17 protein-coding genes are annotated in these 19,395 nt (G+C 61.4%); 3 read left to right on the forward strand and 14 right to left on the reverse strand.

Annotation, left to right across the window (positions count from 1 at the left end; genetic code table 11):
- Window positions 1-1,983 carry a DNA primase gene (gene dnaG / locus PMI38_RS04415; RefSeq protein ID WP_008091169.1) on the reverse strand — a complete coding sequence of 661 codons (1,983 nt, stop codon included), beginning with the start codon at window positions 1,981-1,983 and terminating at the stop codon, window positions 1-3.
- A 295-nt stretch (window positions 1,984-2,278) separates the two neighbouring features.
- Window positions 2,279-2,494, reverse strand: a complete 216-nt coding sequence (gene rpsU, locus PMI38_RS04420; protein ID WP_003255575.1) for a 30S ribosomal protein S21 — start codon at window positions 2,492-2,494, stop codon at window positions 2,279-2,281.
- Window positions 2,495-2,698: 204 nt separating this feature from the next.
- Here rpsU and tsaD point away from each other — a divergent pair, with 204 nt between their 5' ends.
- A complete protein-coding gene (gene tsaD, locus PMI38_RS04425) occupies window positions 2,699-3,724 on the forward strand; it encodes a tRNA (adenosine(37)-N6)-threonylcarbamoyltransferase complex transferase subunit TsaD (protein WP_008091175.1) in 1,026 nt (341 codons plus the stop codon).
- 6 nt (window positions 3,725-3,730) lie between these two features.
- Here the strand turns inward: tsaD and plsY are convergent, their stop codons facing one another.
- Window positions 3,731-4,300, reverse strand: a complete 570-nt coding sequence (gene plsY, locus PMI38_RS04430) for a glycerol-3-phosphate 1-O-acyltransferase PlsY (protein ID WP_008091177.1) — start codon at window positions 4,298-4,300, stop codon at window positions 3,731-3,733.
- 74 nt (window positions 4,301-4,374) lie between these two features.
- Here plsY and folB point away from each other — a divergent pair, with 74 nt between their 5' ends.
- Together folB and folK are read left to right on the forward strand one after the other, a co-directional pair.
- On the forward strand, window positions 4,375-4,731 hold the full coding sequence (folB, locus tag PMI38_RS04435) for a dihydroneopterin aldolase (protein WP_008091181.1): 357 nt from the start codon (window positions 4,375-4,377) through the stop codon (window positions 4,729-4,731).
- Window positions 4,722-5,231 carry a 2-amino-4-hydroxy-6-hydroxymethyldihydropteridine diphosphokinase gene (gene folK / locus PMI38_RS04440; protein ID WP_008091183.1) on the forward strand — a complete coding sequence of 170 codons (510 nt, stop codon included), beginning with the start codon at window positions 4,722-4,724 and terminating at the stop codon, window positions 5,229-5,231. Before folB ends, folK begins: the two co-directional genes overlap by 10 nt.
- Before the next feature lie 150 nt (window positions 5,232-5,381).
- Here folK and PMI38_RS04445 read toward each other — a convergent pair whose 3' ends face one another.
- From PMI38_RS04445 to PMI38_RS04495, 11 genes are all read right to left on the reverse strand, one after another.
- Complete coding sequence (locus PMI38_RS04445) at window positions 5,382-6,497, reverse strand: multifunctional CCA addition/repair protein (RefSeq protein WP_008091185.1); 1,116 nt, start codon at window positions 6,495-6,497, stop codon at window positions 5,382-5,384.
- 60 nt (window positions 6,498-6,557) lie between these two features.
- Complete coding sequence (locus PMI38_RS04450; RefSeq protein ID WP_008091187.1) at window positions 6,558-8,126, reverse strand: SpoVR family protein; 1,569 nt, start codon at window positions 8,124-8,126, stop codon at window positions 6,558-6,560.
- Window positions 8,123-9,394: a YeaH/YhbH family protein gene (locus PMI38_RS04455; RefSeq protein WP_008091189.1), complete on the reverse strand. Its 1,272-nt coding sequence runs from the start codon at window positions 9,392-9,394 to the stop codon at window positions 8,123-8,125. Before PMI38_RS04455 ends, PMI38_RS04450 begins: the two co-directional genes overlap by 4 nt.
- A 118-nt stretch (window positions 9,395-9,512) precedes the next feature.
- Window positions 9,513-11,435: a PrkA family serine protein kinase gene (locus PMI38_RS04460; protein WP_008091191.1), complete on the reverse strand. Its 1,923-nt coding sequence runs from the start codon at window positions 11,433-11,435 to the stop codon at window positions 9,513-9,515.
- A 283-nt stretch (window positions 11,436-11,718) separates the two neighbouring features.
- Entirely contained in the window at window positions 11,719-12,048 is a 330-nt protein-coding gene (gene glpE / locus PMI38_RS04465; protein ID WP_008091194.1) for a thiosulfate sulfurtransferase GlpE, read from the reverse strand.
- A gap of 14 nt (window positions 12,049-12,062) precedes the next feature.
- Window positions 12,063-12,929, reverse strand: coding sequence for a symmetrical bis(5'-nucleosyl)-tetraphosphatase (locus PMI38_RS04470; RefSeq protein ID WP_008091196.1), 867 nt, complete (start codon window positions 12,927-12,929; stop codon window positions 12,063-12,065).
- Window positions 12,929-13,309, reverse strand: coding sequence for a Co2+/Mg2+ efflux protein ApaG (gene apaG, locus PMI38_RS04475; protein ID WP_008091198.1), 381 nt, complete (start codon window positions 13,307-13,309; stop codon window positions 12,929-12,931). The genes PMI38_RS04470 and apaG overlap by 1 nt, the downstream gene beginning before the upstream one ends.
- Window positions 13,310-13,497: 188 nt before the next feature.
- Complete coding sequence (gene rsmA / locus PMI38_RS04480; protein ID WP_008091200.1) at window positions 13,498-14,298, reverse strand: 16S rRNA (adenine(1518)-N(6)/adenine(1519)-N(6))-dimethyltransferase RsmA; 801 nt, start codon at window positions 14,296-14,298, stop codon at window positions 13,498-13,500.
- Window positions 14,295-15,284, reverse strand: coding sequence for a 4-hydroxythreonine-4-phosphate dehydrogenase PdxA (gene pdxA, locus PMI38_RS04485; RefSeq protein WP_008091203.1), 990 nt, complete (start codon window positions 15,282-15,284; stop codon window positions 14,295-14,297). The genes rsmA and pdxA overlap by 4 nt, the downstream gene beginning before the upstream one ends.
- Window positions 15,281-16,600: a peptidylprolyl isomerase SurA gene (gene surA, locus PMI38_RS04490; RefSeq protein ID WP_008091205.1), complete on the reverse strand. Its 1,320-nt coding sequence runs from the start codon at window positions 16,598-16,600 to the stop codon at window positions 15,281-15,283. Before surA ends, pdxA begins: the two co-directional genes overlap by 4 nt.
- Window positions 16,581-19,388 (reverse strand): LPS-assembly protein LptD, encoded by a 2,808-nt coding sequence (locus PMI38_RS04495; protein ID WP_008091207.1) that lies wholly within the window; start codon window positions 19,386-19,388, stop codon window positions 16,581-16,583. The genes surA and PMI38_RS04495 overlap by 20 nt, the downstream gene beginning before the upstream one ends.
- Window positions 19,389-19,395 lie beyond the last annotated feature (7 nt).

A 19,395-nucleotide genomic window follows, 5' to 3' on the forward strand; every position in this document is an offset into this window, starting at 1 on the left:
TCACGCGCCAGATGAGGTCGGCGTTTGTGCGGGAACATTCCGGCTCAGCAGGGCGAGGAGCTGTGATTTTTCCTCGCTGGTCAATTCGCTTTGACGTGCTTTTCTGAGCAGTTGTTCCAGGCTGCGCTCGCGTTGGCGGGCGGACAAGCTAGTTATAGTGTCGAAAAACTGTTGTTCAAGGTTGTCGGCCACGATCAGCCATTCCTTTTCTGCCAAGGCCCTCAACAGGCGACCTTGTTCGGTGCCGTGCCAGCGTGCGATCAGTTGCATTGAGCTTAGCCCAGGATTTTTCTGAGCGGCTTCGATCAATGCCACCAGCAGCTGGCTGTAAAGGTGTTCTTCGTCGGCGAAATGGCTGGCGTCCTCGACTTTGCCAGCCAGCAGCGGGTGGTGCAGCAGAGTGCGCAGGGCGGCCAGGGTCGGTGGTTCCACCGGTGCTGGGGTGCGTGGCGGCGCTTCGTCGCGCTGTTGCCACGGCTTGCCACCTTTGCGGTTCTTGTCCCAGGGCTTGTCGCTCCACGGTTTCTTGCCGCCACCCTTGTTCGGCTTCCACTGCTGCTCCTGCTGCGCCGGGGCGTAGTCGTGCACCGGCATGTCGCTGTAGTCCGGGGTGTAGCTGGCCATGGCGTCGTAGTCGAAGCCGGGGTCATAGTCCGGCACGCTGCTGGCGGCGGGGGCGTGTTGGGCCAGCTGCTCGACCTGCTGCGGATCGAGGCCGGTGATTTCCTTCAGGCGATTGCGCATCAACTGGCGCAGGTTGGCGCCAGGAATTTTTTCGATCAACGGTGCGGCCAGGGTCGCCATATGCGCCTTGCCTTCCAGCGAACGAGGGTCGGCCTCGACGCTCAGTTGCTCGAAAAAGTAGTCAGCCAGCGGTTGGGCGTGCTGGTTGATGCGTGCCATGAAGGCATCGGTGCCTTCGGCGCGCACCAGGCTGTCGGGGTCTTCGCCTTCGGGCAGGAACAGAAAGCGCGCCCGACGCCCGTCCTGCAGGGCCGACAGGGTTGATTCCAGCGCGCGCCATGCCGCCTTGCGTCCGGCCTGGTCGCCGTCGAAACAGAACAGCACGCTGGGTACCACGCGGAACAGGCGCTTGAGGTGCTCTTCGCTGGTCGCGGTGCCGAGGGTGGCCACGGCGTTGCGCAGGCCCTGCTGGGCCAGGGCGATGACGTCCATGTAGCCTTCGACGACGATGATCTCGTCGAGGTTTCGGTTGTGCTTGCGTGCCTCGTATAACCCGTAGAGCTCCTGGCCCTTGTGGAACACCGGGGTTTCCGGCGAGTTGAGGTACTTGGGCTTGTCGTCGCCGAGCACCCGGCCACCAAAGGCGATGATGCGCCCGCGGCTGTCGCGGATCGGGAACATCACTCGGTCGCGGAAGCGGTCGTAGCGCTTGCCGCTTTCGGCGTTCTCGATCAACAGGCCGGCATCGATCATCACCTTCTGCTGCAGGGTGTCGGCGCCCAGGTGCTTGAGCAGGTTGTCCCAACCTGGCGGGGCGAAGCCCAGGCCGAAGTCGCGGGCAATTTCGCCTGACAGGCCGCGGCCCTTGAGGTACTCCACCGCTGCTTTGCGGGTGGGGTGGCTGCGCAGGGCCTGGCGGTAGAATTCGGCGGCGGCATCCAGCAGGGGATAGAGCGGCGAGTCGGTCGGCTGGCGTGGTTTCTGCCCGCGCCGGCCCTCCTCGCGAGGTACTTCCATGCCGGCGGCGCGTGCCAGTTCCTCGACGGCCTGGGGAAAGTCCAGGTTGTCGTGGTCCATGACGAAACCCAGGGCGTTACCGCCGGCACCGCAGCCAAAGCAGTAATAGAACTGCTTGTCCGGGCTGACCGTGAAGGAGGGAGTCTTCTCCTTGTGGAACGGGCAGCAGGCGGAGTAATTCTTGCCGGTCTTTTTCAGCTGGACGCGTGAGCTCACCACGTCGACGATGTCGAGGCGGTTGATCAGGTCGTCAATGAAGCTTTGGGGAATCAGCCCGGCCATAGCAGTCTCGTCATCTGGCAACTGGCAAGTCTAATCGCTAGCGCGCCGGTTGGGGCGAGTGCAGCTAGGGGAAGTGCGAGGGAATGTGTGCTCGTCGGTAGCCACCAAAATTACCGGGGGCTCGTCAGTCAGGACGTGCACGGCTGGTCGAAGACCAGTTCTGACGTGTTGAAGCGGTTGTCCACTACGAGTTGCGGCGGACGCCTTGGGCTAGCTGCTCAAGGTTGAAACAAACCGCTGCCATCGGCCCGGCGGTGAGCCGGGCAGGGCAGAAGCTTTGCGTTGAACGTCTGTATTAGTACAGACGAACGGCGCGGCGCTGTTCGCGCTGAACTTTCTTGGCGTGACGCTTAACAGCAGCAGCTGCTTTGCGCTTACGCTCTGCGGTCGGCTTCTCGTAAAACTCGCGGCTACGAACTTCAGCCAGTACACCGGCTTTTTCGCAGGAGCGCTTGAAACGACGCAGAGCTACGTCGAAGGGTTCGTTCTCTTTAACTTTGACGGCTGGCATCCAGGGCTACCTTAATTCATTACCGGGGTAGACGTGCTCCTGGCAAAACAAAGGTGTGCTGGAGAACGTCGGTTTTCAAGGGTTGCGGATGTTAACCCTTAGCACGCCGGAATGCAAAGCCTCTGATCGAAAACCGCTGGTCGGCACCCGGCACGGGGACTATCATGCGCGGCTTCGAAATCAGCCCCCACAAGGGACGAGCCCATGCTAGTACTGGGATTGGAAACATCCTGCGACGAAACCGGCGTCGCATTATACGACAGCGAACGCGGTTTGTTAGCCGATGCGCTGTTCAGCCAAATTGACCTGCACCGTGTGTTTGGCGGGGTCGTGCCCGAGCTTGCGTCGCGGGACCATGTCAAACGCATGTTGCCGCTGATCCGTCAGGTATTGGACGAGGCCGGCTGCGTGGCCACCGAGATCGACGCCATCGCCTACACCGCGGGTCCTGGCCTGGTCGGGGCGTTGCTGGTCGGCGCCTCGTGCGCCCAGGCACTGGCGTTCGCCTGGGATATCCCGGCGATCGGTGTGCACCATATGGAAGGTCATTTACTGGCGCCGATGCTGGAGGAAAACCCTCCGCAGTTTCCGTTCGTCGCTTTGTTGGTGTCTGGCGGGCATACCCAGCTGGTGCGCGTCGATGGTATCGGCCAGTACGAGCTGCTGGGCGAGAGCCTCGACGACGCCGCCGGTGAGGCGTTCGACAAGACTGCCAAGCTGATGGGTCTGAATTACCCCGGCGGCCCGGAAATCGCTCGCCTGGCCGAACAGGGTGTGCCTGGACGCTTCGTGTTCCCGCGGCCGATGACCGATCGCCCGGGCCTTGAGTTCAGCTTCAGTGGCCTCAAGACATTCGCCCTCAACACCTGGCAACAGTGCCGCAATGCTGGCGACGACAATGAGCAAACCCGTTGCGACGTGTCCCTGGCGTTCCAGCAGGCGGTGGTGGAGACTCTGACCATCAAGTGCAAGCGGGCCCTCAAGCAGACGGGCCTCAAGCGCCTGGTGATCGCCGGTGGTGTGAGCGCCAACAAGGCGTTGCGTGTATCCCTGGAGGACATGCTCGCCGGTATCAAAGGCAACGTGTACTACGCGCGCCCCCAGTTCTGCACCGACAACGGCGCGATGATCGCCTATGCCGGCTGCCAGCGCTTGTTGGCCGGGCAGCAGCAAGACCTGGCGATCAGCGTGCAGGCGCGCTGGCCGATGGAGCAGTTGCCTCCCCTGTGAATCGCGTCAGAAGTGCCGCTCGCGCCCGGCGAACAGGTCGCGCAAGTTGTTGCGGTGGCGCCAGACGATCATCACTGTGAGCACGCTGACCGGCAGCAAGGCCTCGGGCTCGCGCCAGGCCAGCAATGGCAGGGTCAGAGGCGTGGCGATCAGTGCCGCCAGCGAACTGGTGCGGGTGAGGTAGAAGGTCATCAGCCAGGCGCCGATGGCCAGTAGCGCGGCAGGGAAGTACAGGCCCATCAGCATGCCCGCTGCGGTGGCCACGCCCTTGCCGCCCTGGAAGTGGAAGTACACTGGGAACAGGTGACCGAGTACCGCGCAGATGCCGACCCAGGCTTGTTCCTGCAAGTCGAGCCCGGCCAGGCGCGCGAGCAACACCGGTAACAAGCCCTTGCACAGGTCGCCGAGCAAGGTCAGGATCGCCAGCTTGCGGCCCGCCAGGCGTAGCATGTTGGTGGCGCCGGCATTGCCCGAACCGCTGGAACGCGGGTCCGGGCTGCCCGAAAGGCGGCTGAGGACGATGGCGAAGGACAGTGAGCCGAGCAGGTAGGCAAGCAGCGCCAGTAACCAAAACATGCTAACTATTCCGGGCGAGGACGCCCTGATTCTAACGGCGCCAGTCGCCCTTGTCGTGCTGTGGAGAGAAGTGCTTGGACAGAGTGTTCATCGAAGGCCTGGAAGTCGACACCGTCATTGGTGCCTATGACTGGGAACGGGATATTCGCCAGTGCCTGCGCCTGGACCTGAGTTTCGCCTGGGAAAATCGCCCAGCTGCGGCTGGAGATGATCTGAGCCTGGCGTTGGACTACGCCAGCGTTTCGTCGCGTATCCAGGCCTTTGCCGAGCAGGCGCGCTTCGAGCTGGTGGAAACCTTTGCCGAACGCTTGGTGGCGACGCTGATGGACGAATTCCACATCCCTTGGGTACGGCTGAAGCTGACCAAGCCGGGGGCGGTCCCCGCAGCCCGTGGTGGTGTTGGCGTGGAGATCGAGCGCGGATGCCTTTGAGCACGGTTTACCTGGGCCTTGGCAGCAATATCGACCGCCACAGGCACCTGTGCGCCGGGCTCGATGCCTTGGCCGCCATACTCACTGACATGCGCTGTTCTCCGGCTTTCGAGAGCCACGCGGTAGGGATCAAGAGTGGCCCGTTCATCAACTTCGTGGTGACGGGCAAGACCGACCTGCCGCTGATGGAGCTGGACCGCCGCCTCAAGTTCATCGAGGCTGACAACGGCCGATATGCCCCGGACCGCAAGGGTTTGCCGCTGGATATCGATGTGCTGATGTATGACGATCTGCACGGTACCTATGATGGGTTGGTGTTGCCCAGGGCCGAGATCCTGAAAAATGCCTTTGTGCTGTGGCCCTTGGCATTGCTGGCGCCTGAACTGGTGCATCCGGGAGCGGGGAAGGGCATGGCGCAGTTGTGGCAGGAAGCGCGCATCGAGCAGGTGCTGGCGCCTGTTGCGTTCGAGTGGCGCGGGTTGCAGCTCACCCCGGCCTGAATGGAGCGGGGCACACCACAAGCATTGAAAACGGTCTGTGGGAGCCGGCTTGCCGGCGATAGGGCCCGAACAGGCTGCCCAAGGCGGTCGTGTTGTGCCTGCTCCGGCCTCATCGCCGGCAAGCCGGCTCCCACAGGGATCGTGCAAGCTTCAGGGCTTTGGGGCGTGTTTGTAGACTTGCAGTGCCTTGAGCCGTTCCTGCTTGAGCGCCTCTCCCAATTGCTGCCCGGTCAGCCCCGCGGCCACCAAGGGCTTCACATCCACTTCCCTCGCTGTCGTCGCTGCGCCACGCAAGTAGTCGCCCTGTGGGTAACTTTGCGCGCCGTGTCCCCGCGCATCCATTTCACACGTGGCAATGAAGTCCTCGAACCGCTGCGGTCGCCGATACACGTCGAACTTCTGCAACAACTCCAGTAAAGCCTCTGGCTCCAATTCAAAGGCGCCTTGGCCACGCTCACCAAACTCGCCAGCCAGCATGGCCAGCTCCTGGCATTCGCGCGGGGCCTTGAAGCGCTGGTTGAGCGCCTTGATCGCAGCCGGTTGCAGACCCCACAGCAGGCAGGCCCAGCGCACGTGCAGGGGTTGATGGTGCTCGGCAGCCAGGATGAGCGCGTTCAGCGAAGCCGTCCCAGTCTCGATCTCAGGCATCAGCTCGCGCAGGGCTGCACAATCGCGCAGTACCTGGATGAACACTTGTGGCTGGTCCTCCATCAATGCGCGCTCGATCTCCTTCCAGCTGCGCTCGGCGGTCAACGCCTGCAGCTCGCCGGAAGCACTGATCTGCCGCATCAGCGCAAGGGTTTCGTCAGCGACCCTGAAGCCGAGCGGCGCATAGCGAGCGGCAAAGCGCGCTACGCGCAGTACTCGCAGGGGATCTTCGGCGAACGCCGGTGAAACGTGACGCAGAATGCGCTGCTCAAGATCGATTTGGCCATGGTAGGGATCGATCACGTTACCGTGGTCGTCTTCGGCCATTGCATTGATGGTCAGGTCCCGTCGAATCAGGTCTTCTTCGAGCGTTACGTCCGGGCTGGCATGGAAGGTGAAACCACCATAACCGCGTCCGCTCTTGCGTTCGGTGCGGGCCAGGGCATATTCCTCGCCCGTCTTGGGATGCAGGAAAACCGGGAAATCAGCGCCTACCGGGCGATAGCCCTTGGCGTGCATTTCTTCGACGGTAGCGCCGACCACCAGCCAGTCGATATCACTGACCGGGCGTCCGAGCAGGCGGTCACGGACCGCGCCGCCGACTTTGTAGATGTGCATGTGCAGCCTCCATTACTGCCCACAGGATACCCTGTCGGCAGCAATGGCGGTGCTTTGCGGCTAGAGATGATGAATGACGGCCAGGTCCATGCGGCCATAATCGCCGCCTTCGCCGTGCTCGCCACGCGGTGGCATGTGATGGGTCTTGACCACCTGGTCGCCCTGCACGGTTTCCAGGTGGATATCGAAGCCCCACAGCCGGTGCAGGTGCTTGAGTACTTCCTCGGTGGAGTCGCCCAGCGGTTTGCGGTTGTGCTGCTGGTGGCGCAAGGTCAGGGAGCGGTCACCCCGGCGGTCGATGCTCCAGATCTGCACGTTGGGTTCGCGGTTGCCAAGGTTGTACTGGGAGGCCAGCTGCTCGCGGATAGTGCGGTAGCCTGCTTCGTCGTGGATGGCCGGTACCAGCAGGTCGTCGCGTTGGTCGTCGTCGAGAATGCTGAACAGCTTGAGGTCGCGGATCACTTTGGGTGACAGGTACTGCAGGATGAAGCTTTCATCCTTGAAGCTGCTCATGGCGAACTTGATGGTCGACAGCCAGTCACTGCCGGCGATGTCGGGGAACCAGTGGCGGTCCTCCTCGGTCGGGTTTTCGCACATCCGACGGATGTCGGTGTACATCGCGAAACCCAGTGCGTAGGGGTTGATACCGTTGTAGTAAGGGCTGTCGAAGCCAGGCTGGAACACCACGCTGGTATGCGACTGGAGGAATTCCATGATGAAACCATCGGTTACCAGGCCTTCATCGTAGAGGTCGTTCATCAGGGTGTAATGCCAGAACGTGGCCCACCCTTCGTTCATGACCTGGGTTTGGCGCTGCGGGTAGAAGTACTGCGCGATCTTGCGCACGATACGCACCACTTCACGCTGCCACGGCTCCAGCAAAGGTGCATGTTTTTCGATGAAATAGAGAATGTTTTCCTGAGGTTCGGCGGGGAAGCGTGCATCATCGCGCTCGCCTCCTTTGTCCGCACTTTTGGGAATGGTGCGCCATAGGTCGTTGATCTGCTTTTGCAGGTGCTCTTCACGCTCCTTCTGGCGGCGCCGTTCTTCCTCGGCTGAAATGGGGTAGGGGCGCTTGTAGCGGTCTACACCGTAGTTCATCAACGCATGGCAAGAGTCGATCAGGTCTTCGACGGCATCGATGCCATGGCGCTCCTCGCACTGCGCAATGTACTGCTTGGCGAACACCAGGTAGTCGATGATCGAACTGGCGTCAGTCCAGGTGCGGAACAGGTAATTGCCCTTGAAGAAGCTGTTGTGGCCGTAGCAGGCGTGGGCGATCACCAGTGCCTGCATGCACATGGTGTTTTCTTCCATCAGGTAGGCGATGCAGGGATCCGAGTTGATGACGATTTCGTAAGCCAGGCCCATTTGGCCGCGACTATAGGACTTCTCGGTACTGAGGAACTGCTTGCCGTAGGACCAGTGGTGATAGCCCAGCGGCATGCCGACGGATGCGTAGGCATCCATCATCTGTTCGGCAGTGATCACTTCGATCTGGTTGGGATAGGTGTCCAGGGCATAACGTTCGGCCAGGCGGCTGATTTCCCGGTCGTAGGTCTGGATCAGCTCGAACGTCCACTCGGACCCCGTGGAAATGGGTTGGCGTCTCTGTGCTCTGGCGGTCATGTGGCTAACCTGCGCTGGAAGAGTTCACGGAAGACCGGGTAGATATCGCCGGCCGAAACCAACTGCTGCTGGGCGAAGGTATCGGGGAAGGACTCGCCGATTCGCTCGTACTCGTACCACAGCGCCTGGTGCTCACGCGGGGTGATCTCGACGTAAGTGTAGTACTGCACGTGCGGCATGATCTGCTTGGAGAGGATCTCGCGGCAGATCGGCGAGTCATCGTTCCAGTTGTCGCCGTCGGAAGCCTGGGCGGCGTAGATGTTCCAGTCGCTTGCCGGGTAACGCTCGGCCATGATCTCCTGCATCATTTTCAATGCGCTGGAGACGATGGTGCCGCCGGTTTCCCGGGAGTAGAAGAACTCTTCCTCGTCAACTTCGCGCGCGCTGGTGTGGTGGCGGATGAACACCACTTCGATGCGGTCGTAGTTGCGCTTGAGGAACAGGTACAAAAGGATGAAGAAGCGCTTGGCGATGTCCTTGGTGGCTTGGGTCATCGAGCCGGACACGTCCATCAGGCAGAACATCACCGCCTTGGAGCTGGGGTTGGGTTGCTTGACCAGCAGGTTGTACTTGAGGTCGAAGGTATCAAGGAAGGGCAGGCGATTGATGCGCGCCTTGAGCCGCTCTATCTCCTGCTCGGTCTCCTGGATGTCGGTGAAGTTGTCTGGCTCTTCCACCTTGAGGCGGGCCAGTTCCTTCTGCGCCTCACGCAACAGCGCACGGCTGCTGCCGGTCAGGGCGATACGCCGGGCGTGAGCCGAGCGCAGGGTACGGACGATGTTGATACGTGACGGGTTGCCTTCGTTGGCGATCCCCGCGCGCACGGTCTTGAAAGTGTCGGCACCGGTCAGATGGCGCTTGACCAGGTTGGGCAGTTCGAGGTCTTCGAACATGAATTCGAGGAACTCTTCCTGGGTGATCTGGAAGACAAAATCGTCCATGCCCTCGCCGGAGTTGCCGGCCTTGCCACGGCCGCCTCCACCGCCGCCGCCCTGAGGCCGGGGGATGTGCTCGCCGGCGGTGAATTCCTTGTTGCCCGGATGCACGATGGTCTGCTTGCCGCCGCGACCATGGTGCAGCACCGGTTCATCGATATCCCGTCCCGGAATGCTGATCTGCTCGCCATGCTCCATGTCCATGATGGAGCGGCGGCTTACGGCCTCTTCGACGGCTTTCTTGATGTGTTCACGGTAACGCCGCAAGAAACGCTGGCGGTTTACCGTGCTCTTGTTCTTGCCGTTCAGGCGTCGGTCGATAACGTAGCTCATGGTCCCTCCGGTAGCTGGGAACAGCTGCACGCTTCAAGCTACGAGCTGCACGTAAAGCAGCCGCCGCGGCCGCGGGCTGTAAGGCCAGCCCGGGGCGCACGGCGTGTAGCTTGCCGCTTTATTGCGATTTCCTGACCCGCAGGTACCATTCCGACAGCAGGCGCACCTGTTTGTCGGTGTAGCCACGCTCCACCATCCGCGTGACGAAGTCGTTGTGCTTCTGTTGGTCTTCCTTGCTGGCCTTGGCGTTGAAGCTGATGACCGGCAGCAGGTCTTCGGTGTTGGAGAACATTTTCTTCTCGATCACCACGCGCAGCTTCTCGTAACTCAGCCAGCTCGGGTTCTTGCCATTGTTGTTGGCGCGGGCACGCAGTACGAAGTTGACGATCTCGTTGCGGAAATCCTTCGGATTGCTGATACCGGCCGGTTTCTCGATCTTCTCCAACTCTTCGTTGAGGGCGATGCGGTTGAGAATCTCGCCGGTTTCCGGGTCGCGGTATTCCTGGTCCTGGATCCAGAAGTCGGCGTACAGCACATAGCGGTCGAAGATGTTCTGGCCGTACTCGCTATACGACTCGAGGTAGGCGGTCTGGATTTCCTTGCCGATGAACTCGATGTAGCGCGGTGCCAGGTACTCTTTCAGGTAGCGCAGGTAACGCTCGCGCACTTCGGCCGGGAACTGCTCCTGTTCGATCTGCTGTTCCAGCACATACAGCAGGTGCACCGGGTTCGCGGCCACCTCGTGCGGGTCGAAGTTGAACACCTTGGAGAGGATCTTGAAGGCGAAGCGGGTCGACAGGCCGTTCATGCCCTCGTCGACACCTGCGGCGTCGCGGTACTCCTGGATCGACTTGGCTTTCGGGTCGGTGTCCTTGAGGTTTTCACCGTCATAGACGCGCATCTTCGAGTAGATGTTGGAGTTCTCCGGCTCTTTGAGACGCGAGAGCACGGTGAACTGGGCGAGCATCTTGAGCGTGTCTGGCGCGCAGTGGGCCTTGGCCAGCGAACTGTTGACCAGCAGCTTGTCGTAGATCTTGATCTCGTCGCTGACGCGCAGGCAGTACGGCACCTTGACGATGTAGATCCGGTCGATGAACGCCTCGTTGTTCTTGTTGTTGCGGAAGGTGTGCCACTCCGATTCGTTGGAGTGAGCCAGCAGGATCCCGGAGTAGGGGATCGCGCCCAGGCCTTCGGTACTGTTGTAGTTGCCTTCCTGGGTGGCAGTGAGCAGTGGGTGCAGGACCTTGATCGGCGCCTTGAACATCTCGACGAATTCCATCAGGCCCTGGTTGGCCCGGCACAGCGCGCCCGAGTAGCTGTAGGCGTCGGCGTCGTTCTGCGGGAATTCCTCGAGTTTGCGGATATCCACCTTGCCGACCAGGGCAGAGATGTCCTGGTTGTTCTCGTCACCCGGCTCGGTCTTGGCGATGGCGATCTGGTTGAGGATCGACGGGTACAGCTTGACCACCCTGAACTTGCTGATGTCACCGCCGTATTCCTGCAGGCGCTTGGTGGCCCATGGCGACATGATGGTGTTCAGGTAGCGTCGCGAGATGCCGTACTCTTCTTCGAGAATGGCACCATCTTCAGTGGCATTGAACAGGCCCAGCGGCGACTCGAATACGGGCGAATCCTTGATCGCGTAGAAGGGGACCTTTTCCATCAGCTGCTTGAGTTTCTCGGCCAGCGACGATTTACCGCCGCCTACCGGGCCCAGCAGGTAGAGGATCTGTTTCTTCTCTTCCAGGCCTTGGGCGGCGTGGCGGAAGTAGGAGACGATCTGGTCGATGCACTCTTCCATGCCATGGAAGTCGGCAAAGGCCGGATACCGGCGGATCACTTTGTTGGAAAAGATTCGCGACAATCTGGAGTTGCTTGAGGTGTCGATCAGTTCCGGCTCACCGATGGCCAGCAACAGCCGTTCAGCTGCCGATGCGTAGGCACTGCGATCCTCTTTGCACAGCTCGAGGTACTCCTGCAGCGAAAGTTCTTCCTGGCGCGTAGACTCAAAACGTTGTTGGAAGTGGCTAAAAATACTCATGACGTCACCTCGCTCGATACGTGGAGACGACGCCGGATCAGTCAGCTGATGCTGGCATGCAACCGGACTCGCCGATTGCTGTATACCCCCCAGAACACCCTGTAACGCTTACCGATGACCCGCACGCCGGTGTACCGGCTCTCCCCTTTTTTTGGATGGCCTGCGCTTAAGAATAGTTGGTTATCCGCAAGGTCAAGGGGAAGCGGCGGAGAAGTTGCCGGTGACCGTTCGTCAGGTCTGGCGCAAGCCCGCGTGGGGCGCGGGCTGCAGTAAAATGAAAAAATTATTCGGCAGCGCCTTGGGCGGTTTCCGTTGGGTAGGTGGTGCGCCACAGTTCGAAGCCGCCATCGACGCTGTACACGTCCGAGAAGCCCTGGCCTGCCAGGTAGGCAGCCGCGCTCTGACTGGAGTTGCCGTGGTAGCAGACCACCAGGGTTGGGGCATCCAGATCGGCATTGCGGATGAAGTCGGCGACCGAGTGGTTATCCAGGTGCTTGGCGCCGGTGATGTGGCCGGCGGCAAAGGCTTGCGGGTCGCGAATGTCGACGACGACCGCACCTTGCGCGCGCAGGGCCAGCGCCTGCTCGGGAGGGATGCGTTTGAATTCGCTCATGGGTACGGCTTCCTTCAGGGGTGATCGGTGAGTTTAACGGGTTGTGCCGGCTGGCGCAGGTTGCCGTCGTCGGCGCATTCGCAGCGGTGGTACTCACCGCTGTCGACGTTGTACAGGGTCATGGCGCCGCCCCACACACAGCCCGTGTCCAGGGCAATCACTCCGGGCTCGTCGACGCGCCCTTCGAGCGCGGCCCAGTGGCCGAAGATGATCTTCACGTGGCGGGAGCGGCGGTCTTTGTGGGCGTACCAGGGTTTGTAACCCTTGGGGGCGGTACCCACACCTTCCTTGCTCTTGAGGTCAAGTTTGCCTTCGGCGGTACAGAAGCGCATACGGGTCAGATAATTGGTAATGACCCGCAGGCGTTCGATGCCGCTGAGGTTCTTGCTCCATTTGTTGGGTTCGTTGCCGTACATGCCATCCAGGTAGAGTTTCAGGCGCCCGTCATCACGTAGCGCTTCCTCCACTTCTGCTGCCAGCTCCAGTGCCTTGCCCAGGGTCCACTGGGGTGGAATACCGGCATGTACAAGGGCGATGCCGCGTGGCTCGTCGTAGTGCAGCAGCTTCTGTTGGCGCAACCAGTCGAACAGCAGGTCGGCATCAGGTGCTTCGATGATCTCGCGCAGCGTGTCGCTTTTCTTCAGGCGCTCGACATTGTGCCAGGCCGCCAGCAGGTGCAGGTCGTGGTTGCCGAGTACGCAGACCAGCGACTGGCGAATCGAGTAGAGGTAGCGCAGGGTTTCCAGCGACTCGGGGCCGCGGTTCACCAGGTCGCCGACCAGCCATAGACGGTCGACCGCCGGGTTGAAGTCGACCCGTTCGAGCAGGCATTTCAGCGGCTGCAGGCAGCCTTGAAGGTCACCGACGGCGTAGGTAGCCATCAGTGCAGGGCTCCCGGGACCGCCAGGCGGAAGGGCACGATCTCGGCGTCGAAGCGCTTGCCGTCTTCGGCAAACATCTGGTAGCTGCCCTGCATGGTGCCTACACGGGTGCTGATAACCGCGCCGCTGCTGTAGGTGTGGCTCTGACCGGGTTCTATGGTCGGTTGCTGACCCACTACGCCGGCTCCGCGCACTTCTTCGACTTCGCCGTCACCGTTGGTGATCAGCCAGTGGCGGGACATCAATTTGGCGGTGACCGAGCCGTTGTTCTGCACGGTGATGGTGTAGGCGAAGGCGAAACGACTGCTTTCGGGGTCGGATTGTTCTTTGAGGTAGCGGGTCACGACGCTGACGTCGATCTGATAGCGAGGGTCGGACATGCAAAGGCCTTGAGCAAGCACGCGAATACGGCGATCCATGCAGTCTAGGCTATTGGGGAGGGGGAGGTGAAGTGCCTGTTATGGCCCTGTCGCCGGCAAGCCGGCTCCCACGGGGATCGCCACAGCGCTTGAATGCTGTGGTGTGCCTGTGGGGTCGGCTTGCCGGCGATAGGCCGGTACAGCTTGAATCAGGCTTGCTGATCAGCCAGCTGGTCGGCCAGGCGCACAAAGGCGGCCAGGTCCAGCTGTTCAGGCCTCAGGCTGCCATCGACGCCGGCGGCTTCGATGGCCTGGCTGTCGAGCAGGCCCTTGAGCGTGTTGCGCAGGGTCTTGCGACGCTGGTTGAAGGCTTCGCGAACCACGCGCTCGAGCAGCAGATGATCCTTGGCCGGGTACGGCAGCACTTCATGGGGCACCAGGCGCACGATGGCCGAATCCACCTTCGGCGGCGGATTGAACGCGCCTGGGCCGACGTTGAACAGGTGTTCGACTCGGCAGTGGTACTGCACCATGATCGACAGCCGCCCCCAGTCGCCACCGCCCGGGCCTGCGGCCATGCGCTCGACCACTTCCTTCTGCAACATGAAGTGCATGTCGCGGATCAGCCCGGCATGGCTCAGCAGGTGGAAAATCAGCGGCGTGGAAATGTTGTACGGCAGGTTGCCAACCACTTTCAGGCTGCGTGCTGGCACGCCCAGCTGGTTGAAGTCGAACTTCAGGGCGTCGCCCTGGTGCAGGCGGAAGTTGTCGCGGCCTGCGAACTTGTGCTGAAGGATCGGCACCAGGTCTTTGTCCAGTTCCACCACGTCAAGCTGTGCACCACTGCCCAGCAGCCCTTCGGTGAGGGCACCTTGGCCTGGGCCGATTTCCAGCAGGTGTTCGCCGGCCTTGGCGTTGATCGCCCGCAGGATGCGGTCGATGATTCCCGCATCGTGCAGGAAGTTCTGGCCGAAGCGCTTGCGCGCCCGGTGTTGGTAGTGCTCGTTCATGGTCGGTTCTCGGCCATCTGGTAGGCGGTTTCCAGGGCGACGCGCAGGCTGCCGGTGTCGACTTTGCCAGTGCCGGCAAGGTCCAGGGCGGTGCCGTGATCGACCGAGGTACGGATGATCGGCAGGCCCAGGGTCACGTTGACCGCGGCACCAAAACCTTTGTACTTGAGTACGGGCAGGCCCTGGTCATGGTACATCGCCAGCACTGCGTCGCAGTGCTCCAGATATTTGGGGGTAAACAGGGTATCGGCCGGCAGCGGGCCGCGCAGGTCAATGCCTTCGCTGCGCAAGCGGGCCAGTGTCGGCTCGATGATGTCGATTTCTTCGCGGCCAAGGTGGCCGCCTTCACCGGCATGCGGGTTGAGTCCGCAGACCAGGATCCGTGGGTTGGCGATGCCGAATTTGTCACGCATGTCGGCATGCAGGATACGCGTTACCCGTTCCACGCGCTCAGGGGTGATGGCGTCCGCGATGTCCCGAAGCGGCAGGTGCGTGGTCACGAGGGCCACGCGCAGGCCGTGGGTCGCCAGCATCATCACGACCTGGGTCGTATGGGTCAGTTCGGCAAGGAATTCGGTATGGCCGGAAAAGGCGATGCCGCTTTCGTTGATCACACCCTTGTGCACCGGGGCAGTGATCATGCCCGCGAAATCGCCGTTCATGCAGCCTGAGCCTGCACGGGTCAGGGTTTGCAGGACGAAGGCGGCATTGGCCTGGTTCAGCTGACCCGCCAGCACGGGTGCCGCCAGCGGGGTGTCCCACACATAGAGGCTCCCCGCGGGTGCAGGCTGATCGGGCCATTGGCCCGGCAACACCGGCAACAGGTTGACGGCCAGCCCCAGCTGCGTGGCCCGCTCGGCGAGCAGGTCACGGCTGGTGATGGCGATCAGGGGGTGTGGCTGGGCGTCGGCGGCGAGCAGCAGGCACAGGTCGGGACCTATGCCGGCTGGTTCGCCGGGTGTGACGGCGAAGCGCAGGGGCTTCACTGTGCGACCTGGTCGGCGCCAGGCAGCTTGATTTCAACGTAGGCTTCGTCGCGGATCTGGCGCAGCCAGGTCTGCAGCTCTTCGTCGTATTTGCGGTTACGCAGCACGTTCAGGGCTTGTTGCTCGCGGGCCTGTTCGGTGCTGTCGGTGGCGCGGCGGCCCAGCACTTCCAATACATGCCAGCCGTACTGAGTCTTGAACGGCTTGGTCACCACGCCTTGCTGGGCGCTGGACATCTGCTCGCGGAACTCAGGCACCAGGCTGTTCGGGTCGACCCAGTTCAGGTCGCCGCCGTTGAGGGCAGAACCCGGGTCTTCGGAGAAGCTTTTCGCCAACTCGGCGAAGTCTTCGCCGTTGTTGATCCGATCGTACAGGCGCTCGGCCAGCTGCTCGGTCGCGGCTTCGCTGCGAATTTCGCTTGGTTTGATCAGGATGTGGCGCACATGCACTTCATCGCGCAGCACGCTCTCACCGCCCCCGCGCTTCTCTTCGAGCTTGAGGATGATGAAACCGTTGGGAATGCGGATCGGCTGGGTGATGTCACCAACGGCCATGCTGCTGAGCAGCTTGGCGAAGTCGGGTGGCAGTTGTCCGGCTTTGCGCCAGCCCATTTCGCCGCCTTCCAGGGCGTTCTCGCTGGCTGAGCGGGCAATGGCCATCTGGCCGAAATCGGCGCCCTGCTTGAGCTGCTGGTAGACATCGCCGACTTGGCGCGCCGCAGCCTGAATGGCTTCAGAGTTGGCGGCTTCCGGGGTCGGGATGAGGATGTTGGCCAGGCGGTACTCTTCCGACATCTGCATCTTGCCAAGGTCGGAGTTCAGGAAGTTCTTCACTTCCTGTTCGGACACCTGGATACGCTCGGCTACACGGCGCTGGCGCACGCGGCTGATGATCATCTCGCGCTTGATCTGCTCGCGAGCATCGTCGAACGACAGACCGTCGTGGGCCAGGGCGGTGCGGAACTGATCCATCGACATGCCGTTGCGCTGGGCAATGGTGCCCATGGCCTGGTTCAGTTCTTCGTCGGTGATGCGAATGCCGGAGCGTTCGCCAATCTGCAGCTGCAGGTTCTCGACGATCAGACGTTCCAGTACCTGCTGTTCCAATGCACCGGTCGGCGGAACACCGCCGCCGCGCTTGGCGATGGTTTGCTGCACTTCGTGCACGCGTTGGTCCAGTTGGCTTTGCATGACTACGTCGTTATCGACGATGGCCACGACGCGGTCCAGGGGTTGCGGTGCGGCATGCGCCACACCACTGAGCAACACCGCACCCAGCAACGCTGGGCGCAGACGATCAATAAGCTTGGTCTTCACGTGTACGGTAACCTTGAATGCCTTCGTCGAGGAAAGATTCGACCTTGTTGCCTACCACGCCACCGAGGCCTTTCAGCACGATTTGCAGGAAGATGCCATGGTCGCCTTTTTCGTTCTGCGGGGTGGCCTGGCTGAAGTCGTCGTAGTCAAGCCAGTAACGGTTGATCAGGCGCAGTTTCCAGCAGCAGTTGTCGTATTCGAAACCGCCCATGGCTTCCAGGGTGCGGTTGCGGTTGTAGTCGTGCTGCCAGCGGGCGATCACGCTCCATTGCGGCACGAGCGGCCAGATGACCGAGAAGTCGTGCTGCTGGATCTTGTAGTAATCCTTGATGTAGCCCTCTGTGCCTGGCGTGCCGTAGTCGCCACCACCCACTTTCCACGTACCGGTCGTGGAGTCGTACGAGATGGTGTCGTTACGGTAGCGATAGCCGAGGTTGACCACCTTGTTCGGGTTGTCTTCAGGCTGGTAGTGGAACATCGCGCTGCCCGAACGGGTGCTGCGGCTGTCCGGGTCCCAGTTGAAGTCCGAATTGAAGCGCCAGTCGCGGTTGAAGTAGTAGTTGTACAGCAGCGCGTATGGCGATACGTCGGACTGCGAGTCCTTGCGGGTGCGGTAGTCGATGCCTGGCAGCTGGACCTTGCGATCCTTGAAATAGTACGCCTGGCCGAGGCTGATGTTCTGCCGTTCGAAGCCATTGTCTTCGATCCAGCGGCTGGTCACGCCGAGCGACAGCTTGTTCTCGTCGCCGATGCGATCGACACCGCTGAAGCGGTTGTCGCGGAACAGCGAATCGTAGCTGAACAGGGTTTCGCCGCTGTCGAACAGCGGAATGTCCGTCTGGTTCTTGTACGGGACATAGAGATAGTACATGCGCGGTTCGAGGGTCTGGCGATAGTTGGTGCCAAACATCGAGGTGTTGCGGTCGAAGTACAGACCACTGTCCACGCTGAAGATCGGTATTTCCCGGTTCTGGCTGCTCTTGAAGTCGCCATTGAGTTCAACCGTAGAAGGGTTGTTGGCGATGTCGCTCTTGCCCTTGCTGTCCAGGTCCAGGTCGTAATGGGTGTACATGTACTTGAGCTTCGGCGTGATGTAGCCGTAGCTGGCGGTCATCGGCAGGCTGATGGCCGGTGCAACATTGAGGCGATTGCCGTTGGCACGTGCGACGCCGAAGATGTTTTCGTCCAGACGACGGCCCGCAGCGCCAGCGGTAAAGTCTGGGTTGCCATCTTCATCGGTTACGAAATCGTCTTTCAAGTCCCGGTCGAAGCGCACGGCTTCGGTCTGGTAACCGAATTCGAAGCCACCCGGATTGTAAGGCAGGGTGCCATCGAGGGTGATTTGCGGCAGCCTGTTGTATGGGGTGATCTGCGAGATGGTCGCCATCTCCCAGGCTTGCGCATTCAGGCGAGCGGTGTAGGTGTCGCCACGCCAGGTCAGTGCACCCTGCTGGTTCAGGAAATCATGGCTTTCGACGCCAATCTGACCGCTCTCAAGATCCTGGAAGTAGAACGGATCGCTGATGGCGGTGTAATCGACCTCGGCCATCAGGCGCTCGTCCAAGCCACCTTTGTGCTGCCAGTTGACCATCCAGCGCTGATCTTCGTAGTCGGTCTGCTCTTTGCGATCGTCGTCCTTGTCGTTCAGGTACGCGCCGCCGAACTGACCCTCGCTGGACTTGGTCAGGTAGCGGAACTCGCCTTCCATCAACATGCCGCGTTTGGCCATGTAGCGCGGATACAACGTGGCGTCATAGTTCGGCGCCAGGTTGAAGTAGTACGGGGTGACCAGCATGAAGCCGGTATCGCTGCTGGTGCTGAACGACGGCGGCAGGAAGCCGGACTGGCGACGGTCGTCGATCGGGAAGTAGATGTACGGTGTGTAGAACACCGGGAAATCCTTGACCCGCAGGGTGACGTTGGTCGCGGTACCGAAGCCGGTAGCCGGGTTCAAGGTGATGTTGTTGCCCTTCAGCTGCCAGGCGTTGCTGCCCGGTTCGCAGGTGGTGTACGTACCGTCCTTGAGACGGATGATGGCGTTTTCGCCACGCTTGGCGTACAGGGCGTTACCGCGAATATGCGACTTGTGCATCACGTATTCGGCGTTGTCGACCTGGGCTTCGCCGGTATCGAGCTGGATCTGCGCCTCGTCACCTACCACCAGCGAGCCGTTGTCGCGGATCTTGACGTTGCCCTTGAGCTCGCCGCGGTTTTCGGTCTGGTACAGGTTGGCCTCGTCGGCCTCGACTTGCATGCTGCCCTGGCGCATGACCACGTCACCGGCGAGGGTCGCGATCTGCTGCTCCTGCTGGTACTTGGACACCTTGGCATTGATGTAGGTCGGCGATTCGTCCTTCGGCGTGGTGTCGGCCATGCCTGGACGAGTCGGCTCGACGTACGCGCCCCCGCAGTACGGGCCGGTTTCGGCCAACTGGGCTGCGGTGAGCTTTTCACGCGGGACCCAGTCCAGGTGGCTGTAGTCTTCGCTGCGCGACTTCAGGCCACGGCCCTTGCTTTCGGTGACCAGCATCGGCTTTTCAGCGCTTTCGGTCTCTGCCGACGGTGCTTCGGTGCCGGATGTGAGCGCAGCACCGTCGTGTAACGGGCGCGGGGGCAGGTTGTTCACTGGGGACTTGGGCTTGCAGTCCCAACCACCGGAGGCGGACACTTGGCAGTCGAACTGCTCGGCAGCCACCACATAAGGGGTGGCAAGAGGTTGCAGGGCCAGCAGACCGCCGGTCACCAGCAACGGAAACTTTCTACGAAACGCGGGGGATTTCAATGCCATCTTATTA

It is taken from the genome of Pseudomonas sp. GM84 (genome assembly GCF_000282535.1).
Classification (GTDB): domain Bacteria; phylum Pseudomonadota; class Gammaproteobacteria; order Pseudomonadales; family Pseudomonadaceae; genus Aquipseudomonas.